This window comes from Cupriavidus consociatus (genome assembly GCF_017814975.1).
GTDB lineage: Bacteria > Pseudomonadota > Gammaproteobacteria > Burkholderiales > Burkholderiaceae > Cupriavidus > Cupriavidus consociatus.
The window spans coordinates 36277-58326 of sequence record NZ_JAGIQA010000011.1; the positions used below are offsets into that span (position 1 = coordinate 36277).

A 22050-nucleotide genomic window follows, 5' to 3' on the forward strand; every position below is an offset into this window, starting at 1 on the left:
GGTCCGGCACCAACGAAGGAGGGTCGCGAAGGCCCGGGAAAGTGGCCGACACCGCGCTGCAGGCGGCGTAGTGGTGGTGGCACGGTCGTTGCGGAATAGACAGCGAGCGCGGCGCCGATGCTCGTTGTCCCACCCGCCAGCAATGGCTTCCCGGAGAACACCGATGAACCCCCAATCCCCCTGCCAACGCGGGCAGGCCGCATCGCGCCCGCAAAAGAAATTGCTGCACCGCACGCGCCGCGCCGTCGTGCTGCTGCGCGTACTGGGGCTTTGCCTGAACAGCGTCGCCTGCGCACAGGCCGAAGCCCCGCAGCCCGCCGCCCCGACGGCAGCGGCTGTCACTCCTGAACAGAAATTCGCTCCCGGCTATCTCGAGGCCGTGTCCACCGGCTATGACAATGGCGTGGCATGGCAGGAGCCGGAAGGCATCGCGCCGCTGCGGCAGCCGCGCGAGGCGCGCGGCGTGCCGGCGGGGCCGACGGCGGGCACTGTGCCGGTTGCCATGCCAGGCGCGGTGCGGGCACAGTCGTCGCGCTGAGGTGGCGCAAAGCTTCCCGACCAGGCTATCTGCCCGGCGCCGCAACTCAGGGCGCCGCGGTCCAGTCTTCGACGCGCAGGCCCGGATATGCGACAAAGTCGCGGACGTTGCGCGTAACCACAGTCAGGTCTTCGGCAATGGCATGTGCCGCGATCAGCTTGTCCAGTGCGTCTGCCTTGCGCTCGCGCGTAGCGGCACGGACCGGGCCGTACGCCCGCGCCGCCGCCGCATTCAGCGGCAGCACTGGTACGCGCGCGACCAGCGCCTGCAACGCGCGCCGCGCTGCCAGGGGATCGCCCGACACAGTGGCTCCGTATTCCAGTTCGGCCAGGGTGATCGCGGACAGGACCACATCTCCCTCGAAGCATTGAGCAAAGCGCTCGGCCACATGGGGTGGCTGGTTCTTCATCAGGTAGATGCACATGTTGGTGTCGAACATATACCTGGCCATCAGAACCCCTCCCGCTCAGCCTGAGTCTGGTCTTCGCGCGCATGCGCCATGAAGTCGTCCGGGAATGCGGCGAAGACGTCGAGCAGCCCGGTCAGGCGCCGCCGCGCGGGCCGAATGCGCAACTCATCGCCGATACGCTCAATTTCCAGCGGCATGTCAGTGTCGGGATACGCCAGCTCCGCGGGGATACGCACCGCCTGGGAGTTGCCGTTGCGAAATATCCGGGTGAAAGGCATTGTGAGTTCCATGTACATCCTGTATGTACAAAGTATAGCGGCATTGGACCAGAAGTACATCCGCGTGTGTACGAGCCAATTCTCAAATTCGCCAGGCATTGCCTACAATCCGTCACACGGCCCGAACCTCGCCACCATGGACATCGAACTCGCCCGCACCTTCCTGCAAGTCGTGCGTACCGGCAGCCTGCTGGCGGCGGCCGACAAGCTGCACGTCACGCAGACCGCGGTAACGGCCCGTATCAAGAGCCTGGAGTCGCAGCTGAACTGCCGGCTGTTCGAGCGCAACAAGGCCGGCGCGCGCCTGACCGCGGACGGCCAGCGCTTCCTGGGTTATGCCAGCCAGCTGGTGCAGACCTGGGAGGCGGCGTGCCGCGAGTTGCCGCTGCCGACCGGGCTGGAAACCCTGTTCCGCTTCGGCGCGGAGATCAGCCTCGGAAATCCGCTGGTGCTGCTGTGGGCGACGCGCATGCGCCAGCAGATGCCGGCGCTGGCGGTGCGCGCTGAAGTGGGGGAGGGCGAGGCGCTGCAGTCCAGGCTGCAGTCGGGCACGCTCGACGCGGCGCTGGTCTACCAGCCGGACTATGCGCCCGGCATGCATGTCGAGGCGCTGATGGAAGAGAAGCTGATCCAGATCCGCTCGACCCAGCGCGACGGTCCCTATGTCTATATCGACTGGGGACCGGAGTTCCGGCGCCAGCATGACAGCGCGCTGCCCCAGCATGCCCGCGCGTCGCTGTACTTCAACCTGGGACCCCTGGCGTTGCAGTACATCCTGCAGTTCGGGGGCAGCGGCTACTTTCGGACGCGGGTCGTGCAGAGTTACCTGGACACCGGCGTGCTGGAGCGCGTCGACAGTGCATCGGAATTCTCGTATCCGGTGTTCCTGGTCTGCGCCAGGAAGCCAGCCGGCACGACGCAGGAGGCCGTGCGCATCCTGCGCGATATCGTGCGCGAAGAATCTGACTGGTCGCAGCGCTGGGACGTGCCGCTGTAGCGGGCGCCACTGGCATCAGGCGCGTATCGGCAGGGGCCGTGCGGCCAGCCCCGACCAGCCGGGCACGCCTGCAGGCACCAGCCGGTATTGCCGCACGCGCTTGCCGCCGCGCGGGCGGCGGGGCGGCCTCGGTTCCAGGCCGGCGAAACGGCCATGACGCTGCGCGCGCTCGAATACCGGTTCCGGTACCCGCGTGCCGACCAGCCAGGTGAGGGTGCCTCCCAGCGCCACCAGCACCAGCGCCAGCGCAATCCAGAGGATGGCTTCCATGCTTTCCCGCTCCATCGAATAGGTGTCTGAGCTTCCAGTATTGGCACAAAGCATGCCCGCGGGTAAATGAAAGTTATCGATGGTTCATATCAATAAAATTGCATTGAATGGCATGTCCCGGCAATCCCGGCGCCGGCACGGCTTGTAGAAAAATCATCTTTTCCGACGAACCTCAGGCAAGCGGCACGGCAGACACTCAACCGATTCGCACATCAAACCAGAAGGGGACTCCAGCCATGCAACGCCTGATCTTCGAAGCCGAACACGACGCCTTCCGCGAATCCGCCCGCCGCTTCTACCAGCGCGAGGTCGGGCCGCACGGCGAGCGCTGGCGCGAGCAGGGCTGCGTCGACCGCGAGGTGTTCCGCAAGGCAGGCGAGCAGGGCTACCTGCTGATGTGGGCCGACGAAAAATACGGCGGCGCCGGTGTCGATGACTTCCGCTATGAGCAGATCCTGATCGAGGAGAACGCGCGCCATGGCGACTCCGGCTTCTTCGGCACGCTCCATTCGCGCCTGGTGGCGCCGTATGTCGGCCGCATCGGCAATGAAGAGCAGCGCCTGCGCCTGCTGCCGGCCGCGGCGCGCGGCGAGGCCATTTTCGCCATCGCCATGACCGAGCCGCAGACCGGTTCCGACCTGGCCGGCATCCGCACCCGGGCCGAGGACCATGGCGACCACTGGGTGCTGAACGGCGCCAAGACCTATATCTCGAACGGCCAGCTGGCTGATTACGTGGTGGTAGTGGCGCGCACCGACCCGGAGCGCAGCCATGGCCTGACGCTGTTCATCGTCGAGCGTGGCATGCCGGGCTTCGAGCGCGGCCGCAAGCTGCGCAAGATGGGCCTGCATTCGCAGGACACTTCGGAGCTGTTCTTCGACAACGTCAAGGTGCCCAAGGCCAATGTGCTGGGCGAAGCCGGGCAGGCCTTCCGCTACCTGACCCGGCACCTGGCGGAGGAGCGGCTCATCGGCGCCTGCGGCTACATGGCGTCGGCGCAGGTGGCGTTCGACCTGACGCTGGACTATGTCAAGGAGCGCAAGGCCTTTGGCCGGCCGATCGGCACCTTCCAGAACTCGCGCTTCAAGCTGGCCGAGCTGCGCGCCCAGCTCGACGCGATCCAGACCTTTGTCGACCAGTGCGTGCTGCAGCATAACGCCGGCACGCTGATGGTGGAGACGGCGGCGTCGGCCAAGCTCCTGACTTCCGAACTGCAGGGGCGCGTGGTGGACGAGGGCGTGCAACTGCACGGCGGGGCCGGCTATATGGAGGAGTACCGCATCTGCCGGATGTACACCGATGCGCGGATCTCCCGGATCTACGCCGGCAGCAGCGAAATCATGAAAGAGATCATCGGGCGCAGCCTCGGGCTCGACGACCGCGCCAAGGCATAAGCGCCGCCACTGCGGCCAAGGCTGAAATAGCGGCCCGGAAGTTGCCGACACGCGTCGGTGGTTTCCGGGCCGCTTGCCGTTGCTGGTCGAAGTTGCGCAGACATGGGGTTTTCACGCAGTTAAAGGCTTTTGTCAGCACTATGAAAGCCGTTTGTAAAGCAATTAGGTTTGAATGCCGTCGGGAGATCGTGTCCGGGTGGCGTTTGAAGCATCGGGACAGCAGGCGAGGGCGCGGCAAGACAGTCCAGCCGGGCGACCGCGGAGCCGCTGCCACGACGGATGAAAATTCATCGGTCGGTGCACCGCTTGGCGGGCACGGTCGTTTACCGCAGACCGCTGACCGCAAAACCGCTTTCGAACCGAGCCCGACTGACCGTGCCTGTTGTCCTTACCCGTGCCGCCGCGGGAACCCTGCTCCTGCTGGGCGTTCTCGCCACACCCGCGGCCAGCATTGCCGCCGAACCCCCGCCTTCGGCCGCTACCGCCGATACTGCCGATACTGCCGCCGATACCGCTGATTCGGCCGCCCCCTGCACGCCGCCGCCCGCCGGCGCCACGCTGACGCTGGCCCAGGTGCGCCTGGACGCGCTGCGCTGCAACCGCACCATCATTGCCGCGCGGCGCGGCGTGGAAGCCAGCCGGGCCGATGTGCAGATCGCGTCGCAGCGGCCCAACCCGGTCCTGAGCCTGGGTGTGGAGAACATCAACCCGCACGCCGGCGTCGGCGCCGGCAACCTGCGCAGCAAGACGGTGGACTCCAAGCTGCGCGTCGACCAGCTCATCGAAACCGCCAACAAGGGCAACCTGCGCGTCGATGCCGCGCAAAAGGCCAGCGCCGCGGCAGGCGAGGCGGTGCAGGCCGTGGTGGCGCAGCAGACCGCGGCGGTCGAGCAGGCGTTCTTCGAGGCGCTGGTCAGCCAGGAACGCGTGGCGGTGCTCCGGGAAACGCTGGGTTTGTACGAGCGCACCCGCCAGGCCAGCGAAACGCGCCTGAAGGCGGGCGACGTGGCGCGCGCCGACGTGAACAAGCTGCAGCTCGACGTGTTGCGCGCGCAGAACGACATGCGTCAGGCCATGACCGAACACTACAGCGACAAGGCAGCCCTGGCGCAGGCAATGGGGGTTCCCGGCACGCTGTCGGATAACCGGCTGGTCGCCGACTGGCCGGCGTTCGATGCGCCGGCGCCGCAACCCGATCCCTACCTGCTCGAGCGCCGCCCCGACGTGACTGCCGCCGAGGCGCGCCTGGCCGCCGCCGCCGCCTCGCGCGACCTGGCCCGCGCCGGACGCGTGCCCGACGTGACCATTGGCGCGCAGGCCGAGCACTATCCGGTCTCCCCCACCAACTCCTATGGCACTGGCAACAGCTTCGGCGTGTTCCTGTCGATCCCGCTGTTCGTGCGCCACCGCAACGGCGGCGAGGCACGCCGCGCCGAAGTCGACTACTACGCCGCGCTGGACGACCGCAACCGCGTGATGCTGGAGGCCGGCAACGAAATCGACCGGCTGCGCAGCCAGCTTGAAACCGCGCGCCAGTCGCTGCGCCAGATGCGCGACGAGGTGCTGCCCGCCGCGGAAAGCGTCGCCGGCAGCGCCGAGTTCGCCTACAGCAAGGGCGCCACCGGCGTGCTCGACCTGCTCGACGCGCGCCGCGCGCTGCGCCAGACCCGGCTCGATGCCGTCGAAGCGCAGGGCGCATACGCCAAGGCGCTGTCGGCCTACCGCGCCGCGTTGCAGACCACAACCACGGGCGCGCCCGTGGCCTCGCAGGCACGTCCCTGAACCCGCAGTTCCCGCGCATTCTTCATGTCTTACTTGTCACGCATGTTCCGCCGCACGTCCTGCACCCGTCGTTCACTTTTCCCCGCCGATTCCGCACGGCTGTCCTCCGTCTGCGCCGTGGCGCTGTGCGCGCTGGTGCTGGCCGCCTGCGGCAAGGCCGAGCCGCCCAAGCCCGATGACGACCCCAAGGTCAGCGGCAACACCATCCAGTTCCCGGCCAGCGTGAAATCGCTGCCCGGCATTGCCGGCGAACCCGCCAAGTCCGGCGGGGAGCGCATGCTGAGCCTGCCGGGCCGCCTGGTGTGGAACGAGGACAAGACCGTACGCGTGTCCACGCCCTTCGCGGGCCGCGTGACCGAGGTCCTGGTGCAGCCGGGCGCCACCGTCAAGGCCGGCCAGCCGCTGGCCAGCCTGACCTCGCCGGATTTCGGCGTGGCCCAGGCCGACGCGCGCAAGGCCGCCGCCGACAGCGCGGTCGCGGCCAAGGCGCTGGCGCGCCAGCGCGAGCTGTACGGCGCCGGCGTCATCGCGCAGAAGGAGCTGGAACAGTCGCAGGCCGACGCGGCGCGCGCTGCCGCCGACCTGCAGCGCACCCAGGCGGCACTGCGCCAGTACGGCGCTGCCGCAGGCAGCGACGGCGTAAACCAGCGCTTCGCGCTGCGCAGCCCGATCGACGGCCTGGTGGTCGAGCGCAACATCAACCTCGGCATGGAACTGCGGCCCGACCAGCCGCCCTCCGCGCCGCTGTTCCTGGTTACCGACCCGACCACGCTGTGGGCGCAGGTCGATGCAGCGGAATCCGACCTCAGCCTGTTCCGCGACGGCGTCACCGTGCAGGTGGTCACCGCCGCCTACCCCGGCGAAACCTTCACCGGCACCGTGGTCAAGATCGCCGACTATGTCGACCCGACCGCACGCAGCATCAAGGTCCGGCTGAGCGTGCCCAATCCCGGGCGCCGCCTGAAGGCCGAGATGTTCGTCACGGCGCGCATGCCCGCAGCATCGTTTGAAGGCATCGCGGTGCCATCCAAGGCGGTGTTCCTGGCCGACAACCGCAACTATGTCTTCGTGCGCACCGCCGCCAACACCTTCGAGCGCCGCCAGGTGCGCGTGGGCGTGACCATGCCCGGTACCAGCGAATTGCTGGAAGGCGTGAAGGAAGGCGAGACCGTGGTGACCGAGGGCAACCTCTACCTGCAGGACATCCTGCGCGATGCCACCGCCGTCAATGCGGCGCGTGCGGCCGACAAGAAGTGAGGACGGCCGCCACATGATCTCGCGTATTGTCAGTTTTGCCCTGCACCAGAAGCTCTTTGTCTGGCTGGGCCTGCTTATCTTCGTCGGCGGCGGCCTGGCCGCATTCAAGAACCTGCCCATCGAGGCCTTCCCCGACGTCTCCGACATCCAGGTCAACGTCATCACGCTGTACCCGGGCCGCGCCGCGGAAGAAGTGGAGCGGCAGGTCACCATCCCGATCGAGACCGCGCTTGCCGGCACGCCCAACGCGGTGCGCGTCTTCTCGCACACGCAGTTCGGCCTGTCGTTCATGATGGTGACCTTCAACGACCGCGCCACCGACGTGACCGCGCGCCAGCAGATCCTGGAGCGGCTGCGCAGCGTCGACCTGCCCGACGGCGTGCATCCCGACCTGGCGCCGCTGTCGACCGCGATCGGCGAGATCTTCCGCTTCCGGCTGACCGGCAAGGGCTATACGCCGCAGGAGCTGCGCACGCTGCAGGACTGGGTGGTCGAGAAGAACCTGCGCCAGGTGCCGGGCGTGGCCGACCTGGTGACGATCGGCGGCACCATCAAGCAGTATGAAGTCAACCCCAACCTCGCGCGCATGCGCGACGCCAGGATCTCGCTGTCGCAGCTGTTCACCGCGCTGCAGCGCGCCAACGCCAACGCCGGCGGCGGCGCCGTCGCGCACGGGCGCCAGCAGTTCCTGCTGCGCTCGCTGGGCAGCTTCCGCACCTCGGCCGACATCGCCAACGTGGTGGTGGCCGAGAACAACGGCACGCCGATCCTGGTCAAGGACATCGCCGAGGTCAAGGTCGGCAGCGCGCCGCCACAGGGCCTGATGGGCCAGGACAACGAAGAGGACATCGTCTCGGGCATCGTGGTGATGCGCAAGGGCGAGAACCCGTCGCTGGTGCTGGAAGCACTGAAGGCAAAGATCGAACTGCTCGACGACCAGATCCTGCCCAAGGGCGTGAAGATCGTGCCGTACTACGACCGCTCCACGCTGATCGACAAGACGCTGCATACGGTGTTCGGCAATCTCGTCGAAGGCGCGCTGCTGGTGATGGCGGTGCTGTACCTGTTCCTGGCCAACGTGCGCGCCGCGGCGATCGTGGCGCTGGTGATCCCGCTGGCGCTGCTGTCGACCTTCATCGGGCTGACCTGGGTCGGCATTCCGGCCAACCTGCTGTCATTGGGGGCGATGGACTTCGGTATCATCGTCGACGGCGCGGTGATCGTGGTCGAGAACATCTTCAAGCGGCTGGGCGAGCTCAAGGAGCAGCAGATCCGCGACAGCAAGGCGCGGCTGCTCGCGATTTTGCTGGCCACCACCGAAGTCGGCCGCCCGACCGTGTTCTCGATGGTCATCATCATCGCCGCGCACATTCCGATCTTCACGCTGCAGCGGCACGAGGGCAAGATCTTCGCGCCGATGGCCTATACCGTGACGGGCGCGCTGATCGGGTCGCTGATCATCTCGCTGACGCTGGTGCCGCTGCTGTGCCACCTGTTGCTGACGAAGAACATCGCGCACGACGACAATTTCATCGTTCGCCATTGCAAGCGGCTGTACGAGCCCATGCTGCGCTGGGCGCTGGACCACAAGAAGCTGGTGATTGGCGCCGCGCTGGGCCTGTTGCTGGTGACGGTGGGCGTGGGCAAGTTCCTCGGTAGCGAATTCCTGCCCGAACTGGACGAAGGCTCGATGTGGGTCAGCTTCGACCTGCCGGCCTCGGTCTCGATCGACGAGGCGCGCGACCAGGCGCGGCTGCTGCGCAGCGTGATCCGCAAGACGCCGGAGGTCAACACCACCATCTCCAAGGTGGGCCGCCCCGACGACGGCACCGATCCCAAGCTGATCAACACCGTCGAGGTCCTGGTCGACCTCAAGCCCGAGAAGCAGTGGCGCGACGGCTTCAACAAGCGCGCCATCATTGGCGAGATCGACAAGGACCTGCGCCAGTTGCCCGGTATCGAGCCCAATTTCTCGCAGCCGGTGCGCGACAATATCCTGGAGAGCATCTCGCAGATCAAGGGCCAGATCGTGATCAAGGTGCAGAGCGACAGCCTTGAGCAGAACAAGAAGGTGGCCGACCAGATCCTTGCCAACGTGCAGTCGGTCAAGGGCGTGATGCGCGCCTTTATCGACCGCGACGGCGAACTGCCGCAGTACGTGCTGGAGTTCGATCGCGCCCAGGCCGCGCGCTACGGCATCAACGTGGCCGACGTGCAAGACCTGATGGAAACCGCGCTGGCCGGCAAGGCCGCCACCGAGCTGTGGGAAGGCGAGCGCCACTTCAGCGTGGCGGTGCGGCTGAAGCCGTCCGAGCGCGAGCTGCCCAACCTGCCCAATATCTTCATGCAGACCGCCGACGGCGCGCAGGTGCCGCTGTCGCAGCTGGTGACCTTCCGCGCGGCGTCGGGCGCGATGAACATCAGCCGCGAGAACGGCCAGCGCACCACCTCGATCGGCATCTTCATCCGCGACCGCGACATGGGCAGCGTGGTCAAGGACATGCAGGCGCTGGTGAAGAAGAACGTCAAGGCCGACGACGTCAAGATCAGCTGGTCGGGCGAGTTCGAGAACCAGGAGCGCGCCATGGCGCGGCTGGCGATCGTGGTGCCGCTGTCGGTGCTGATGATCTTCCTGCTGCTGTTCAACGCGTTCAAGTCGTTCAAGAGCGCGACGCTGATCATCTCGAACATCCCGTTCGCGCTGATCGGCGGCGTGTTCGCGCTGTTCCTGACCGGCATCCCGCTGTCGGTGTCGGCGGCCATCGGCTTTATCGCGCTGTTCGGCCAGGCGGTGCTTAACGGCGTGGTGATGGTGACCTACTTCAACCAGTTGCGCGACGAAGGCATGCCGGTGCGGCAGGCTGTGCTGACCGGTTCGATGGACCGCCTGCGCACGGTGCTGATGACAGCGCTGCTGGCCATGCTGGGCCTGTTTCCGATGGCGATCTCGCGCGCGATCGGCTCGGAAACGCAGCGCCCGCTGGCTATTGTCATCATCGGTGGCCTGATCACCGCCACGGTGCTGACGCTGATCGTGCTGCCGACGCTGTATGAATGGATGGTCGGCCGCAACTGGCCGGACGAAGAGGGCGAAGCGCCTGACGAGAACAAGCTGACGCCGTCGATCTCGGGCTGAGGCACCTGATCTCGCGCTGGTGTGCTCCCCTCTCCCGCGTGCGGGAGAGGGGAGCCTGCTTCGAACGCTGTTGATTCCTGCCAGCATGCCTGTCTGCTCACACAGACATGGCAGCCTGCACAGCCTTATTCCCACAACCCTGCTGCATCCTCCCACAAGTGCTGGCCCCGGTCCCTGGTGTCGGAATAGTCTGACGCGCCTTTCGGAACCCCACGCCTGCTTTCGCAACCTGCGGACTCCTACTCTGTACTTACGGCGTGGCCAGCAGCATAGCCGCCGGCCTCTCATGCGTACCCTTACGCAAACAACCGGAAAGGAGCCCGACATGATGAAGAAATGGCTGACCGCAGCAGTATGTTCGATGATGGTTGCCGCACCGGCAGGTTTTGCCCTCGCGCAAGCTGCGCCGGCTGGATCAAAGGCTGACTATGACGCGGCCGTGAAGCAGGCAAACGCGGACTACAAGGCTGCCACCACCAAGTGCGACGGCATGAAGGACAACGCCAAGGACGTCTGCAAGGCCGAAGCCAAGCGCGACCGCGACGTTGCCAAGGCCCAGGCCGAAGCCAAGCGCGACGGCACGCAAAAGTCGCTGGCCAAGGCCGAGAAGACCAAGGCTGATCGCGACTATGACGTCGCCAAGGAAATGTGCGACGACAAGAAGGGCAATGACAAGGACGTTTGCAAGAAGGACGCCAAGGCTGCCCATGAACAGGCACTGACCGCCGCCAAGGTCGACAAGGCCGCGGCGACCGGCTCGCGCACCGACGTGGCGGAAGCCCGCGCTGATGCCAAGAAGGACACCATGGACGCCGCTTACAAGGCCGACAAGGAACGTTGCGATGCGATGTCCGGCGATGCCAAGGACAAGTGCCAGGCTGACGTAAAGGCCAAGTACGGCAAGTAAGCCGCAAGCAAGCACATGCCGGCGTAGTCGCCGGCATGGCCCGGCCGGGCCGCCCGCCAGCCGTTGGCGGACTCACCGACGCAAAGACGGACGGGCACCGCGCGCGGCCCGTCCGCCCCGCATGAAGGAGCACACCATGAACTGGGACCAGATTGAAGGCAAGTGGGAGCAGGCCAAGGGCAAGATCAAGGAAAAGTGGGGCAAGCTCACCGACGATGACATCGCGCAGATCAATGGCAAGCGCGACCAGCTCGCCGGCCGTATCCAGGAGCGCTATGGCTACTCCAAGGAGCGCGCCGAGGAAGAGATGAAGGCGTGGGAGAACGACACGCGCTGGTAAGCCGGATTGTCACGGCAGCAAAAGGCGGGACGCCCCAGGGCGTTCCGCCTTTGTTTTTTGAGGGGTAGCGCCTGGATACCCCCATGATGTGGGGAGTGGTCCACGTGGCATTAAGCAGACGTTAGCTCTGTATGCAAAGAAATGAAGCACGCATCACGCGCAGGCGGCATAACATGTCGCCTCGCGGCAGCGTGCGAGGGACAGGCGCCAACCTCCCGCTGCACACCTGCTGGCTTGTCTTGCCTGTCCGGCCTGTACCCGCATTGCGCATGTACGCTGCCCTGCCTGCCTTCGTCTCGTCCACCTTCCTCGGTTACGGCCTCTACGTGCTGGTGACCAAGGGAGTCACGCGCGTGTCGGCATCGTTCTTCCTGCTGTGCGTGACCACCTTTGCCTGGCAGGGAACGTGGGTCTTCCTGTACCAGGCCACGCATCCCGACGTGGCGCTATTGCTGGCCCGCCTGGGTTACCTGTTCATCCTGTTCCTGCCGACGACGTTCTACCACTTCATCGCCGAAGTGACCGAGCGCCGCCAGGAGCGGCCGCTGCTGCTGGCGTCCTATGGGGTCAGCCTGGTGCTGGCGGTGCTGCTGCTGACCACCGGGCAGGTGGTGTCGGGCTACTACACCTATTTCTTCGGCGACTATCCCAAGGCCGGGCCGCTGCATCCGCTGCACCTGGCGCAGACCGCGCTGGTGGCGACGCGCAGCGCCTGGATCCTGGCCGAGACCCGCCGCAACGCCACCGCCGAACGCCGCAAGCGCTACAAGCTGTGCCTGGTGGCGGTGGCGCTGTATTCGCTGGCGGCGGTCGATTACCTGGTCAACTACGGCGTGGCGTTCTACCCGCCGGGCGTGGTGTTCGTGGCGGCGAGCCTGGGCATGCTGGCCGTCAGCGTGGTGCGCTACGACCTGATGCACCCGTATTCGCTGGCGGCCACGGTCGCGCATGAAGTGCGCACGCCGCTGGCCACGATCCGCATGCAGGCGCAGGAGCTGGCGCGCACCTGGCCGCAGGTGCTGCAGGGTTACCAGCTGGCGGTCGAGCAGGGCCTGTGCGAAGACCGCATGCGTCCAGGGCAGCTCGAGCGCGTGTCGAGCCTGGTCGGCGCGATCACGCGCGAGGTCGACGGCACCAGCACGGTGATCGACATGGCGCTGGCCTCGGTCACGCTCGAGCGGCTGGACCGCAGCACCTTCGCACCGCACGGCATTGCCGATTGTGTCCATGCGGCGCTGGAGCGCTACCCGTTCCAGGGCGACGAACGCGGCTGGGTGCATGTGCGCGGCATCGATGCGGGCTGGCGCTTCGTCGGCTCCGATACGCTGCTGGTCTACGTGCTGTACAACCTGCTCAAGAATGCGCTGCATGCGATCCGCGCCACCGGTGGCGGGCGCATCGACATCACCGGCGCCACCGAAGGCCAGCACCACGTGATCCGCTTCCGCGATTCCGGCCCCGGCATCGCGGCCGACGTGCTGCCGCGCATCTTCGAGCCATTCTTCTCGACCAAGGCGCATGGCCTGGGCGCCGGCCTCGGGCTGGCATTCTGCCGGCGCGTGATCGAGACCTTCGGCGGCCGCATCGAGTGCGAGTCGGTGCCCACGGTGCACACCACCTTCACGTTGCGGCTGCCGCGCTTCACCGCCATGGCCGACAGCCGGCTGCGCACCAGCACCGCCGGCTGAAGAGCGCCGGCGGCAGGGGTCTTGCAGCAACGGCTTACTGCGTTTCAGCGCGTATCAGGCGAGGCACTGACGCATGCCGCGCCGCTGCTTCAGCTGGCAAACTCGGGCAACGCCAGCTCATACTCCCTCACCCGTTCGATGATCCCCGCGGGGAAGCGCGAAATGCGCTTCTGCCGGTCGGCAAACACGATCTGCTGGTAACCCAGCGACACCGGCTTGCCGCCCACGCAGAAGCGGAACAACAGGTAGGCCGAGCACTGGCGCACCTGGAAGGTGTTCAGGTAGCAGTCCACGCGCTGGAACGGGAAGGTTTCCTCGACATACTCCTGGTGCGCGCGCTTGGTCACGAAGACGCCGCCGGCGGCCAGCAGGTTGTCATGGACGCATTCATGGAACCACCGCTCGCGGCAGATGCCCTGCCATTCGAAATAGCGGGCGAAGTACGTATTCATGAAGGCATTGGAATCCTTGAGGTAGATGTCGATTGCATGGTGAAAGGTCTTGTGTCCGCCCGCCTCGAGCGAGCCTGGCTCCGGCATCGCCGTCGCGTGGTTCAGGACTTGGGGGATCACGTCTCGCATCAACATGTGCTGACTCCTTGAAAGGGCTGCAGGCGGCAGCCACGCGAGCCCCGGGAAGGTCGGGGCATGATGGCATTCTGGCCGGATGCCGTGCGTGGATGTGCATGGTGTGGCACGCCGCGGGGCTGCCGTGTGGCGTGGGACGTACGCTGATATAGTCGGCGGTGACAACCGCCAACCCGCACACCGAGACATGGACAATCCACAAGCGATGAACGGCGCCGAAAGCCTGGTCAAGACCCTGCTGGCCAACGGCGTGGACACCTGTTTTGCCAACCCCGGCACCAGCGAGATGCATTTCGTCGCGGCGCTGGACCGCATCCCCGGCATGCGCTGCGTGCTGGGCCTGTTCGAAGGCGTGGTCACCGGCGCCGCCGACGGCTATGCGCGCATGGCCGACAAGCCCGCCGCCACGCTGCTGCATTGCGGCCCGGGCCTGGCCAACGGCCTGGCCAACCTGCACAACGCGCGCCGTGCGCAAACGCCGGTGGTCAACATCATCGGCGACCAGGCCACCTATCACCGGCCGCTCGATGCGCCGCTGACCGCCGATACCGAAGGCTGGGCCCGGCCGGTTTCCGTGTGGACGCGTACCGCCACGCGTGCAGGGTCGGTCGGCGCCGATGCCGCGGCCGCGGTGCAGGCCGCACGCGCCGCCCCGGGCGGCGTCGCCAGCCTGATCCTGCCGTCCGACGTCTGCTGGGACGCGGGCGGCGTGGTTGCCGGCGCGCTGCCGCCGCTGCCGGTGCCCCGCGTCGCTCCCGACGCGGTGCAGCAGGCCGCGCGCGTGCTGCGCTCCGGCCAGCCGGTGCTGATCGTGCTGGCAGGCAACGCGCTGCGCGAAGCGCCGCTGGCCGATGCGCACCGCATCGCCGTCGCGACCGGCGCGCGGCTGACCACGCCGATGTCGAATGCGCGCGTGTCGCGCGGCCGCGGCCGCCTGGCGGTCGATCGCGTGCCGTATTCCGGCGACGCCGCGCGCGACAAGCTTGCCGGCATCCGCCACGTGGTCCTGGTCGGCGCGCCGGCGCCGGTGACCTTCTTCGCCTATCCGGGCAAGTCGCCGCGACCCTATCCGGAAGACGCGGCGGTCCACGTGCTGGCACGTCCGGAGGAAGACCTGGCCGATGCGCTGGCAAGACTGGCGGACGAAGTTGGCGCCCGCCAGGCACCGCTGCCGGCAGCGGACACCTTGCCGCCGGCCGAGCCCGCGCGTGGCGCGGTCACCTCCGAAGCCGTCGCCCGCACCCTCAGCGCATTGCTGCCCGAGCAGGCCATCGTGGTTGAGGAAAGCGTCAGCTTCGGCCGCGCCTTCTATCCCGGCACGGTCCACGCGGCCCCGCACGACTGGCTGCAACTGACCGGCGGCGCCATCGGCGACGGCCTGCCGCTGGCGGTCGGCGCGGCGGTGGCGGCCCCGGACCGGCGCGTGGTGTCGCTGCAGGCCGACGGGTCGGCCATGTACACGCTGCAGTCGCTGTGGACCATGGCGCGCGAACGGCTCGATGTCACCGTGGTGCTGCTCGCCAACCGCAAGTACGCCATCCTGTTGGGCGAACTGGCCGGCGTCGGGGCGAGTCCCGGCAAGACCGCGCTCGACATGCTGGACATCGGCAATCCCGACCTGGACTGGGTCAAGCTGGCCAACGGCATGGGCGTGGAAGGGGCGCGGGCGCAGGATATGGAGACGTTCGCCGACCTGTTCCGGGCAGCGAACCGGCGCAAGGGACCGTTCCTGATCGAGCTGGTGATCTGATACCAGGGCGTACCGGGCGACACCCTCCGCTGCGGCAAGCGCCGCAGCCGCTAGCTTTCGCGCTGCGGCGCAGGTGCGTCATACCCCAGCAGGTTCGCCAGCAGCGGCCAGCGCCGCGCCGCCGCCTGCGCGGCGCGAAGTTCCTGGTGGTCGAAATAGCGAGAACGAGGCCACCGTGACCATGCGCGAGGGCAAGGGCTATGTCGTGCGCACCCCGGACGGGGTCTGGATCGAGGGCAAGCCATGAAACCGGCCAACGCACGCGGGCTGCCGCTGGCGCGCAGCGATATCGACGTCCTCGGCACCGGGGTCGACGGCTTCGACCCGCCGTAAAGGCCTGCAGGTTGGTGAACTGCGACACCACGCGCGAGAACGGCGGCAGGTCCGATTCACGGTACATCAGCGCGGGGGCGATGTTTCCGCATTGGATTTGAGGAAAAACACCGGCGCGCTAGCCCGGCGAGCCGCCTCGGCGCCGCTCCGGCATGCCGCTTATCCGCAGGTGTCGTCTGCCCGGCAAACGCCGTGCGCCACCATCTCTCCCATCAGGTCCAGGGCTGGTTGATCGGCGATCGCCTCGCGCATGGCGTCCAGCGCGGCGTCGTGCGGGTCGCCGGGATTGCCGGCTGCGAGCGGCGTGTCATGCCAGCGGCGGGGCACGGCGGCGGGATCGATGTCGATATCAGCACCCTCGGCCAGCGCGTCCAGCACCGCCTGCTCGGCCGCCGCGATGGCGTCGGCGCTCAGGCGCGCCGCATGCGCCGGGCCGAAGCTGTCGAAGGCTCGCGCCGGCGGCCCGTCCAGCAGCTTCCACAGTGCCAGTTCGGTCAGCGGCGTGCAGTTGACGGTGTTCCCCGCCAGCACCAGACCGTGCAGCTGCTGCCGGTTGGCCTCGCCCTGTGCAAGACCGCCTTCGCACCGCACCATGGCCGCGCCGTCCGGCACGCCGGCCAGGCGGAAGGCGCCGCTGGCATCGGTGGTGGCCTGTCGCACCTGGCCTTTCGTGTCGCGCAGCTGGACCGATGCGCCGGCCAAGGCCGCGCCGACCGCGGCGGTGCCGCTGATGTCGCGCGATTCATCATCCCCGCATGCCGCCAGGGCGGCCACCGCGCATGCGAGCACGAGGTGGCGCCAGTTTCCGGATTGCTTGCCCATGATGTCGTCCTCAGGGCGCCAGCGCGGCCAGGTCGCGATGCGAGCGGTTGAACAGGCCGCGCGCAAGTGGTGTCGGGCGGAAATCCACGTCGAGCGGCGAGATGGTGATGAACTTGGCCAGGAAGGCCGGGGTCTCCGCGGTGCGGGCGAGCGCCTTCAACTCGGCATCCGCCGCGCCGGCTTCGATCGACACGGTGTTGTCGGCATTGCGCTTGTATGCGGTGGTGAACGAATCCACCGTGCCCGGCACGGTCAGGCGTACGCCGGCGGGAGCCTGTCCGCCGGCAGTGATCGGGTAGTTGATGCTGAGCGGATGGGCCACGGGCAGCAGCGGCTGGCCCGCGCGGCGCGTGGCTTCCAGGCTGGCGATCACGCGCGCCAGGAAGGCCCCGGCCTTGGGGAAGGCGGCCAGCGTCGCGGGAAAGCCGCTGCGGGCTTCGGCAAAGTCGACGCCGACGCTCAGCGCGATGGCCGGCACGCCGCGCCGCGCGGCGAACAGGACGTTCATCACCGTCCCCGAATGCGGGATCGAGTCCGACAGGTTCTCGCCGAAGTTGGCGCCGGAGACGACGAGCTCGGGCGTGAAGCCGCTTTCGGGGCCGACGATCTTCAGGCCCATGGCGGTGGCATCGACCGGCGAGCCGCTGCCGATGTAGTCGGCGTTGGTGGCATCGAGAGCGCCGCCGGCCACGTAGGTGGGCTTGACCCGGTGCACGCAGTACGTGTCGGCGCCGCCGGCCAGCGGTTCCACCACCAGGCGGGTGCGTCCGTCGGGCACGGCGTAGGCGGCACCGGAGCCGCTCTGGTTGCTGGCCGGGCCAACCGTGATGACGCGGTGCCCCGCATCCTGCAAGGCCTTGCGCACTGCGGTGATACCGGGCGCGGCGCAGCCATCGTCATTGGTCAGCAGCACGTTGAGCGCGTGGGCGGGGGTGACTGCCGCGGCCAGGGCCGCGGCAGCGAGGCTCAGCCGCAAGGGGGCCGGAAGTCTGAGCATGGAACCTGTCTCCTTTTTCTGATGGGTATGGAAAGCGCTGCATGGCCGCGGCGCCGGGGGTGAAGCAGCAAGCCGGCGTCCTATGCCGCGAGCAGTCCCCGTGCGCGCGCCAGCGTGATCGCCGTGTCCTCGATCATGCCTTCCTGTCCGCCCACCAGGCGCTGCCGGCCCAGTTCGACCAGGATCTCGCGCGCGGGGATGCGGTACTTGGCCTCGGCACGCTTGGCGAACAGCAGGAACGACGAATACACGCCGGCATAGCCCAGCGTGAGCGCGTCGCGGTCGATGCGAATGGGGTGGTCCATGATGGGCACGACCAGGTCTTCGGCCACGTCGGCGATGCGGAACACATCGATGCCGGTCTCGATGCCCATGCGCTCGCACACCGCCACCAGCACCTCCATCGGCGTGTTGCCGGCGCCGGCACCCAGGCCCGCGGCGGCGGCGTCGATGCGCGTGGCACCCGCGGCGATCGCGGCGAGCGAGTTGGCGACACCCATGGCGAGGTTGTGATGGCCGTGAAAGCCCAGTTCGGTCTCGGGACGCAGCGCCTGGCGCACGGCGGTCAGCTTCTCCGTGACGTCCTGCGGCAGCATGTGGCCGGCCGAATCGGTGATGTACAGGCAGTTGGCGCCATAGCTTTCCATCAGCAGCGCCTGCTGCACCAGCGTCTGCGCCGGCGCCATGTGCGCCATCATCAGGAAGCCCACGGTATCCATGCCGAGCTTGCGCGCCATGCCGATATGCTGCTCGGACACGTCGGCCTCGGTGCAATGCGTGGCGACGCGGATGGTCTGCACGCCGATGTCGTGCGCCATGCGCAGGTGGTCGACGGTGCCGATGCCGGGCAGCAGCAGCGCGGACACCCGTGCATGCTTCAGTTCGCCCAGCACCGCGCGCAGGTATTCCTCGTCGCTATGCGCCGGAAAGCCATAGTTGACCGAGGCGCCGCCCAGGCCATCGCCGTGGGTCACTTCGATCAGCGGCACGCCGGCGGCGTCCAGGCCGCGGGCAATGCCCTTCATCTGCTCCAGCGAGATCTGGTGGCGCTTCGGGTGCATGCCGTCGCGCAGGGTCATGTCGTGCAGGGTGATGCGTTGGCCCATGGCGTGGCTCCTCAGGCAGTGGTGGTGGCGGGGATGGCGGCGGTGGCGGGGCTGGAGGACAGCATCGCGGCGGCAATGCATTCCGCGGTGCGGGCGGCGGAGGCGGTCATGATGTCGAGGTTGCCGGCGTACTTCGGCAGGTAGTCGCCCAGGCCCTCGACCTCGAGGAAGATTGATACGCGCTTGCCGTCGAACACCGGGCCGTTCTTCAGCGTGTAGCCCGGCACGTACTTGCGCACCTCGGCGATCATGTCGTGCACCGACGCGGTAATCGCCGCGACGTCGGGCGCCTCGTCGGTCAGGCAATGGATGGTGTCGCGCATGATCAGCGGCGGCTCGGCCGGGTTGATCACGATGATGGCCTTGCCCTGGCGCGCGCCGCCCACGGCTTCGATCGCGCCCGCCGTGGTGCGCGTGAATTCGTCGATATTGCGGCGCGTGCCGGGTCCGACCGAGCGCGACGACACCGTCGCCACGATCTCGCCATAGGCCACCGGCTGCACGCGCGACACCGCATACACCATCGGAATGGTGGCCTGGCCGCCGCACGTGACCATGTTCACGTTCATCTCGTTGCTGCCGATGTGGGCCTCGAGGTTGACGGGCGGCACGCAGAACGGCCCGATCGCCGCCGGCGTCAGGTCGATCACGCGCACGCCGCGCGCGGTCAGTTTCGCCGAGTGCTCGAGGTGGACGTAGGCCGACGTGGCATCGAAGGCGATGCGGATATCGTCGGCCTCCAGGTGCGGCAGCAGGCCGTCGATGCCGTCGCTGGTGGTCTTCAGGCCGAGTTCGCGGGCGCGCGCCAGGCCCTCGGATGACGGCTCCACGCCGACCATCCAGACCGGTTCCAGGATGTCGCTGCGGCGCAGCTTGTAGAGCAGGTCGGTGCCGATATTGCCGGGCCCGATCAGGGCGCATCGGATCTTGTTCATGGTGTCTCGCGTGGCAGGTGGAAGGAATCAGGAAGTCAGCAAGGAATTCAGCAAAACGCGGCGCTGCAGCCGCCGATGCCCGTGATGTGCATGGACAGCCGGTCACCGGCCTGCACCGGGATCAGCGCCGCGAGCGATCCCGACAGGATGGCCTCGCCGGCCAGCAGCGGGATGCCGAAGCTGCCCAGCGTGTTGGCCAGCCAGGCCACCGCATCGGCGGGATGCCCGAGCGCGGCGCTGCCCAGGCCCGTGGCCACGCATTCGCCGTTCTTCTCCAGCGTCATCGCGCAGGCGGCCAGGTCGAGGCCGTGCGGACTGACACGCTCGTCGCCGAGCACGTAGGCGCCGCAGGATGCGTTGTCGGCGATGGTGTCCTCGATGCGGATGCGCCAGTCACGGATGCGCGAGTCGACGATCTCGAAGCACGCCGCCACCGATTCGGTCGCGTCGAGCACGTCTTCGCGCGTCACGCCCGGGCCGCGCAGGTCGCGCCGCAGGAAGAAGGCAATCTCGCCCTCGGCGCGGGGCTGGATCAGCGTGTCGGTCGGAATGGGCTGGCCCGCGGCGTAGTGCATGCTCTGCAGCAGGATGCCGAAGTCCGGCTGGTGTACGTCCAGCATCTGCTGCACGGCTTTGCTGGTCACGCCGATCTTCTTGCCGGCGACGCGGTCGCCCGCGGCGAGGCGGTGGGCGATGAAGCCTTGCTGGATGCGATAGGCGTCGTTCACATCCAGCGCCATACCGCGGCCGCTCAGTGGCGGCACCGGAGAGCGCGAGACGAGCGCGTGGTGGAGTTCTTGACTGAGCGTGGCGATCTGGTCAGCGTGCATGGCAGGAAACGGGTTGTGCTGCCGCGGCCTGGTGCCGCGGCAGCCTGGGACAATGCGGGCGTCAGAACGAATACTTGGCGTTGAACGCCACGTAGTCGCGGTCAGCCAGCGGGCGGTTGGTGACGCTCGGTCCGCCGATGAACGCCGCGTAGGTCAGGTTGAGCTCCAGGTTGTTCAGGTATTTGAAGGTCACCCCCACGCTGGCGCGCCGGTCGCCATAGCCCATCAGCGTCCCAAAGGCGCCGGCCACGGCCGAGCGGCCGCTGAACTGGTGCGCATAGGTAAGCGGCACGGTCAGGTCCCAGCCGTCGAACACGTTGTTGTAGGTCAGCGACCAGCCCAGCTGGAACGCCGCCGAGTTGCGCGTGTTGGTCAGCTGGCTGAAGCCCATCACCGGATCGACGCTCAGCACATGCAGGTAGGCGACTTCACCGAGCAGCGCCTGCGAGTTGGCGAGGAAGGTCGGCCCGACCGAGTAGATCGCCGACAGTTGTCCCTGCAGCGCCTTGCCGCGCGAGGCGGTGGGCGAGCCGGCCACGTCCACCAGCATCGGAATGCCGTCCTTGTAGCTGACTTCGCCGGCGATGTTGGCGCCGAGCACCTGCGTGGAGAAGCTCGCGCCGGTCAGGTTGATGCCGCCGAAGAACTTCTCCTGGTATTGCAGCGTGGGGAACATCGAGGTCACGACGCTCGGATTCTTGTCGTGGTAGCGCAGCTGGTAGAGCCCGATCTCGGTGCCTTCGAACACGCGCCAGCGCGCGCCCACGCCCCACTGTCCCCAGTCGGACGGACGGATGTCCGGCCCGCGCGGAATGCGAAAGCCGGGCCCGATGATGAACTCCGCACCCGGGCCGACCAGGTCGCTGGTGCTGAAGTAGCTGCCCGGCGCCGACAGCTGGTTCGGCTTGAAGGTGAACTGGTAATAGCCCATCAGGCTGAACGACTGCGTGACCTGCAGCTGCAGCGATGCCTGCGGCACCGGCAGCAGGATGTCCTTGACCTCGGCGCCCGGCACGAAGGCCTTGGTGGCGTCCGCTGGCCCCTGCGCGCCGGCGATGTTGGCGAAGAACAGGCTCTCGCCCCATGCCACCACCTGGTTGCCCAGCTTGAAGCTGAGCTGGGTGCCGCCGACCGGCGTGGTGCCGTAGACATAGGCATCGAGCAGCTGCGCGCGATGCTCGTGGTAGTCCTGCGCCGATTCGGTGAACTGGTTGAACGGGCCGCTGTGGTTGACGGTGAACGGCGCGTTGTTCGAGTTGGTGCCGCGGTAGGCCCAGTCGTAGAACACGCTGCCGCGCACCAGCGCGCCGAAGGCGCCGTGGCGCAGGTGGGCTTCGCCCAGCAGGGACACGCGGTTGGCGATCATGTCGCCGGGCTTGAAGTTGCGGTCGCCGTCGTCGCCGTTGATATTGGCTGGGCTCAGCAGCGTGTCGCTGCGGTGGCCGGTGCGCACTGCGGCGCCGTAGGACGCGGTGACGCTGTAGTCGAGCGTGGTGTCGCGGCCGAATTCGATGGTGTCGCCGGCATGTGCGGCAGGCGCGAGCAGCGTGGCCAGTGCCGTCATCGCGGCCATGGCGATCGGCCGCAGCCGGCTGCGGCGCTTCACTGGGCCGCGTGGTGGTTGTTGCATGGTGGTCTCCCCTTGGTTTCGGTGGTGGTTCATGGCCTGGCACTTCGAATGGCGCGCATCTGGC

21 protein-coding genes are annotated in these 22050 nt (G+C 67.6%); 11 read left to right on the top strand and 10 right to left on the bottom strand.

Translation table 11 applies throughout. From position 1 onward, the window contains the following. Nucleotides 1-163: 163 nt before the first annotated feature. The gene (locus J8I82_RS16420; RefSeq protein WP_209759273.1) at nt 164-538 is read left to right on the top strand and encodes a hypothetical protein; all 375 of its coding nucleotides are present in this window, start codon (nt 164-166) and stop codon (nt 536-538) included. A gap of 46 nt (nt 539-584) precedes the next feature. Here J8I82_RS16420 and J8I82_RS16425 read toward each other — a convergent pair whose 3' ends face one another. Next, the gene (locus J8I82_RS16425) at nt 585-989 is read right to left on the bottom strand and encodes a type II toxin-antitoxin system VapC family toxin (RefSeq protein WP_209759275.1); all 405 of its coding nucleotides are present in this window, start codon (nt 987-989) and stop codon (nt 585-587) included. Continuing rightward, a complete protein-coding gene (gene vapB / locus J8I82_RS16430) occupies nt 989-1225 on the bottom strand; it encodes a type II toxin-antitoxin system VapB family antitoxin (RefSeq protein ID WP_209759277.1) in 237 nt (78 codons plus the stop codon). The genes J8I82_RS16425 and vapB overlap by 1 nt, the downstream gene beginning before the upstream one ends. Nucleotides 1226-1361: 136 nt before the next feature. Between vapB and J8I82_RS16435 the strand changes: the two genes are divergently transcribed. Then, entirely contained in the window at nt 1362-2222 is an 861-nt protein-coding gene (locus tag J8I82_RS16435; RefSeq protein WP_209759278.1) for a LysR family transcriptional regulator, read from the top strand. Nucleotides 2223-2237: 15 nt separating this feature from the next. Here J8I82_RS16435 and J8I82_RS16440 read toward each other — a convergent pair whose 3' ends face one another. Continuing rightward, nucleotides 2238-2492, bottom strand: a complete 255-nt coding sequence (locus J8I82_RS16440; protein WP_209759280.1) for a hypothetical protein — start codon at nt 2490-2492, stop codon at nt 2238-2240. Between the two features lie 236 nt (nt 2493-2728). Between J8I82_RS16440 and J8I82_RS16445 the strand changes: the two genes are divergently transcribed. From J8I82_RS16445 to J8I82_RS16475, 7 genes are all read left to right on the top strand, one after another. Next, on the top strand, nt 2729-3886 hold the full coding sequence (locus J8I82_RS16445) for an acyl-CoA dehydrogenase family protein (RefSeq protein ID WP_209759282.1): 1158 nt from the start codon (nt 2729-2731) through the stop codon (nt 3884-3886). A gap of 375 nt (nt 3887-4261) precedes the next feature. Further along, nucleotides 4262-5668, top strand: a complete 1407-nt coding sequence (locus J8I82_RS16450; protein ID WP_209759285.1) for a TolC family protein — start codon at nt 4262-4264, stop codon at nt 5666-5668. Nucleotides 5669-5692: 24 nt separating this feature from the next. Next, nucleotides 5693-6925, top strand: coding sequence for an efflux RND transporter periplasmic adaptor subunit (locus tag J8I82_RS16455; RefSeq protein ID WP_245179827.1), 1233 nt, complete (start codon nt 5693-5695; stop codon nt 6923-6925). 13 nt (nt 6926-6938) lie between these two features. Further along, nucleotides 6939-10061, top strand: coding sequence for an efflux RND transporter permease subunit (locus tag J8I82_RS16460; protein WP_209759287.1), 3123 nt, complete (start codon nt 6939-6941; stop codon nt 10059-10061). 325 nt (nt 10062-10386) lie between these two features. Beyond that, nucleotides 10387-10968 carry a hypothetical protein gene (locus tag J8I82_RS16465; RefSeq protein WP_209759289.1) on the top strand — a complete coding sequence of 194 codons (582 nt, stop codon included), beginning with the start codon at nt 10387-10389 and terminating at the stop codon, nt 10966-10968. A 136-nt stretch (nt 10969-11104) separates the two neighbouring features. Beyond that, nucleotides 11105-11308: a CsbD family protein gene (locus tag J8I82_RS16470; protein WP_029047107.1), complete on the top strand. Its 204-nt coding sequence runs from the start codon at nt 11105-11107 to the stop codon at nt 11306-11308. Between the two features lie 269 nt (nt 11309-11577). Beyond that, nucleotides 11578-12996, top strand: a complete 1419-nt coding sequence (locus J8I82_RS16475) for a sensor histidine kinase (RefSeq protein ID WP_209759291.1) — start codon at nt 11578-11580, stop codon at nt 12994-12996. An 89-nt stretch (nt 12997-13085) separates the two neighbouring features. On the opposite strand, the gene J8I82_RS16480 is transcribed toward J8I82_RS16475, so the two are convergent. Continuing rightward, nucleotides 13086-13583: an acyl-CoA thioesterase gene (locus J8I82_RS16480; RefSeq protein WP_209759293.1), complete on the bottom strand. Its 498-nt coding sequence runs from the start codon at nt 13581-13583 to the stop codon at nt 13086-13088. Nucleotides 13584-13788: 205 nt separating this feature from the next. Here J8I82_RS16480 and J8I82_RS16485 point away from each other — a divergent pair, with 205 nt between their 5' ends. Together J8I82_RS16485 and J8I82_RS16490 are read left to right on the top strand one after the other, a co-directional pair. Continuing rightward, entirely contained in the window at nt 13789-15333 is a 1545-nt protein-coding gene (locus tag J8I82_RS16485; RefSeq protein WP_209759639.1) for an acetolactate synthase large subunit, read from the top strand. A gap of 73 nt (nt 15334-15406) precedes the next feature. Continuing rightward, nucleotides 15407-15580, top strand: coding sequence for a hypothetical protein (locus tag J8I82_RS16490; protein WP_209759294.1), 174 nt, complete (start codon nt 15407-15409; stop codon nt 15578-15580). Nucleotides 15581-15825: 245 nt separating this feature from the next. Here the strand turns inward: J8I82_RS16490 and J8I82_RS16495 are convergent, their stop codons facing one another. The 6 genes from J8I82_RS16495 to J8I82_RS16520 all read right to left on the bottom strand — a co-directional run bounded on the left by J8I82_RS16495 (nt 15826) and on the right by J8I82_RS16520 (nt 21986). Then, nucleotides 15826-16488, bottom strand: coding sequence for a carboxypeptidase-like regulatory domain-containing protein (locus tag J8I82_RS16495; RefSeq protein WP_209759296.1), 663 nt, complete (start codon nt 16486-16488; stop codon nt 15826-15828). Between the two features lie 10 nt (nt 16489-16498). Continuing rightward, nucleotides 16499-17485, bottom strand: coding sequence for a 5'/3'-nucleotidase SurE (surE, locus tag J8I82_RS16500; protein WP_209759298.1), 987 nt, complete (start codon nt 17483-17485; stop codon nt 16499-16501). A gap of 80 nt (nt 17486-17565) precedes the next feature. Continuing rightward, complete coding sequence (gene dmpG / locus J8I82_RS16505; RefSeq protein WP_209759300.1) at nt 17566-18591, bottom strand: 4-hydroxy-2-oxovalerate aldolase; 1026 nt, start codon at nt 18589-18591, stop codon at nt 17566-17568. Nucleotides 18592-18602: 11 nt separating this feature from the next. Next, nucleotides 18603-19526, bottom strand: a complete 924-nt coding sequence (locus J8I82_RS16510; RefSeq protein WP_209759302.1) for an acetaldehyde dehydrogenase (acetylating) — start codon at nt 19524-19526, stop codon at nt 18603-18605. A 47-nt stretch (nt 19527-19573) separates the two neighbouring features. Next, entirely contained in the window at nt 19574-20356 is a 783-nt protein-coding gene (gene dmpE / locus J8I82_RS16515) for a 2-oxopent-4-enoate hydratase (RefSeq protein WP_209759304.1), read from the bottom strand. 61 nt (nt 20357-20417) lie between these two features. Further along, nucleotides 20418-21986 (bottom strand): DUF1302 domain-containing protein, encoded by a 1569-nt coding sequence (locus tag J8I82_RS16520; protein WP_209759306.1) that lies wholly within the window; start codon nt 21984-21986, stop codon nt 20418-20420. Nucleotides 21987-22050 lie beyond the last annotated feature (64 nt).

What these genes read in the sequence shown, in the direction of transcription:
- J8I82_RS16420 (WP_209759273.1), top strand. Translation starts at nt 164, where the DNA reads ATGAACCCCCAATCCCCCTGCCAACGCGGGCAGGCCGCATCGCGCCCG.
- J8I82_RS16425 (WP_209759275.1), bottom strand. Translation starts at nt 989, where the DNA reads ATGGCCAGGTATATGTTCGACACCAACATGTGCATCTACCTGATGAAG.
- vapB (WP_209759277.1), bottom strand. Translation starts at nt 1,225, where the DNA reads ATGCCTTTCACCCGGATATTTCGCAACGGCAACTCCCAGGCGGTGCGT.
- J8I82_RS16435 (WP_209759278.1), top strand. Translation starts at nt 1,362, where the DNA reads ATGGACATCGAACTCGCCCGCACCTTCCTGCAAGTCGTGCGTACCGGC.
- J8I82_RS16440 (WP_209759280.1), bottom strand. Translation starts at nt 2,492, where the DNA reads ATGGAAGCCATCCTCTGGATTGCGCTGGCGCTGGTGCTGGTGGCGCTG.
- J8I82_RS16445 (WP_209759282.1), top strand. Translation starts at nt 2,729, where the DNA reads ATGCAACGCCTGATCTTCGAAGCCGAACACGACGCCTTCCGCGAATCC.
- J8I82_RS16455 (WP_245179827.1), top strand. Translation starts at nt 5,693, where the DNA reads ATGTCTTACTTGTCACGCATGTTCCGCCGCACGTCCTGCACCCGTCGT.
- J8I82_RS16460 (WP_209759287.1), top strand. Translation starts at nt 6,939, where the DNA reads ATGATCTCGCGTATTGTCAGTTTTGCCCTGCACCAGAAGCTCTTTGTC.
- J8I82_RS16465 (WP_209759289.1), top strand. Translation starts at nt 10,387, where the DNA reads ATGATGAAGAAATGGCTGACCGCAGCAGTATGTTCGATGATGGTTGCC.
- J8I82_RS16470 (WP_029047107.1), top strand. Translation starts at nt 11,105, where the DNA reads ATGAACTGGGACCAGATTGAAGGCAAGTGGGAGCAGGCCAAGGGCAAG.
- J8I82_RS16475 (WP_209759291.1), top strand. Translation starts at nt 11,578, where the DNA reads ATGTACGCTGCCCTGCCTGCCTTCGTCTCGTCCACCTTCCTCGGTTAC.
- J8I82_RS16480 (WP_209759293.1), bottom strand. Translation starts at nt 13,583, where the DNA reads ATGTTGATGCGAGACGTGATCCCCCAAGTCCTGAACCACGCGACGGCG.
- J8I82_RS16485 (WP_209759639.1), top strand. Translation starts at nt 13,789, where the DNA reads ATGAACGGCGCCGAAAGCCTGGTCAAGACCCTGCTGGCCAACGGCGTG.
- J8I82_RS16495 (WP_209759296.1), bottom strand. Translation starts at nt 16,488, where the DNA reads ATGGGCAAGCAATCCGGAAACTGGCGCCACCTCGTGCTCGCATGCGCG.
- surE (WP_209759298.1), bottom strand. Translation starts at nt 17,485, where the DNA reads ATGCTCAGACTTCCGGCCCCCTTGCGGCTGAGCCTCGCTGCCGCGGCC.
- dmpG (WP_209759300.1), bottom strand. Translation starts at nt 18,591, where the DNA reads ATGGGCCAACGCATCACCCTGCACGACATGACCCTGCGCGACGGCATG.
- J8I82_RS16510 (WP_209759302.1), bottom strand. Translation starts at nt 19,526, where the DNA reads ATGAACAAGATCCGATGCGCCCTGATCGGGCCCGGCAATATCGGCACC.
- dmpE (WP_209759304.1), bottom strand. Translation starts at nt 20,356, where the DNA reads ATGCACGCTGACCAGATCGCCACGCTCAGTCAAGAACTCCACCACGCG.
- J8I82_RS16520 (WP_209759306.1), bottom strand. Translation starts at nt 21,986, where the DNA reads ATGCAACAACCACCACGCGGCCCAGTGAAGCGCCGCAGCCGGCTGCGG.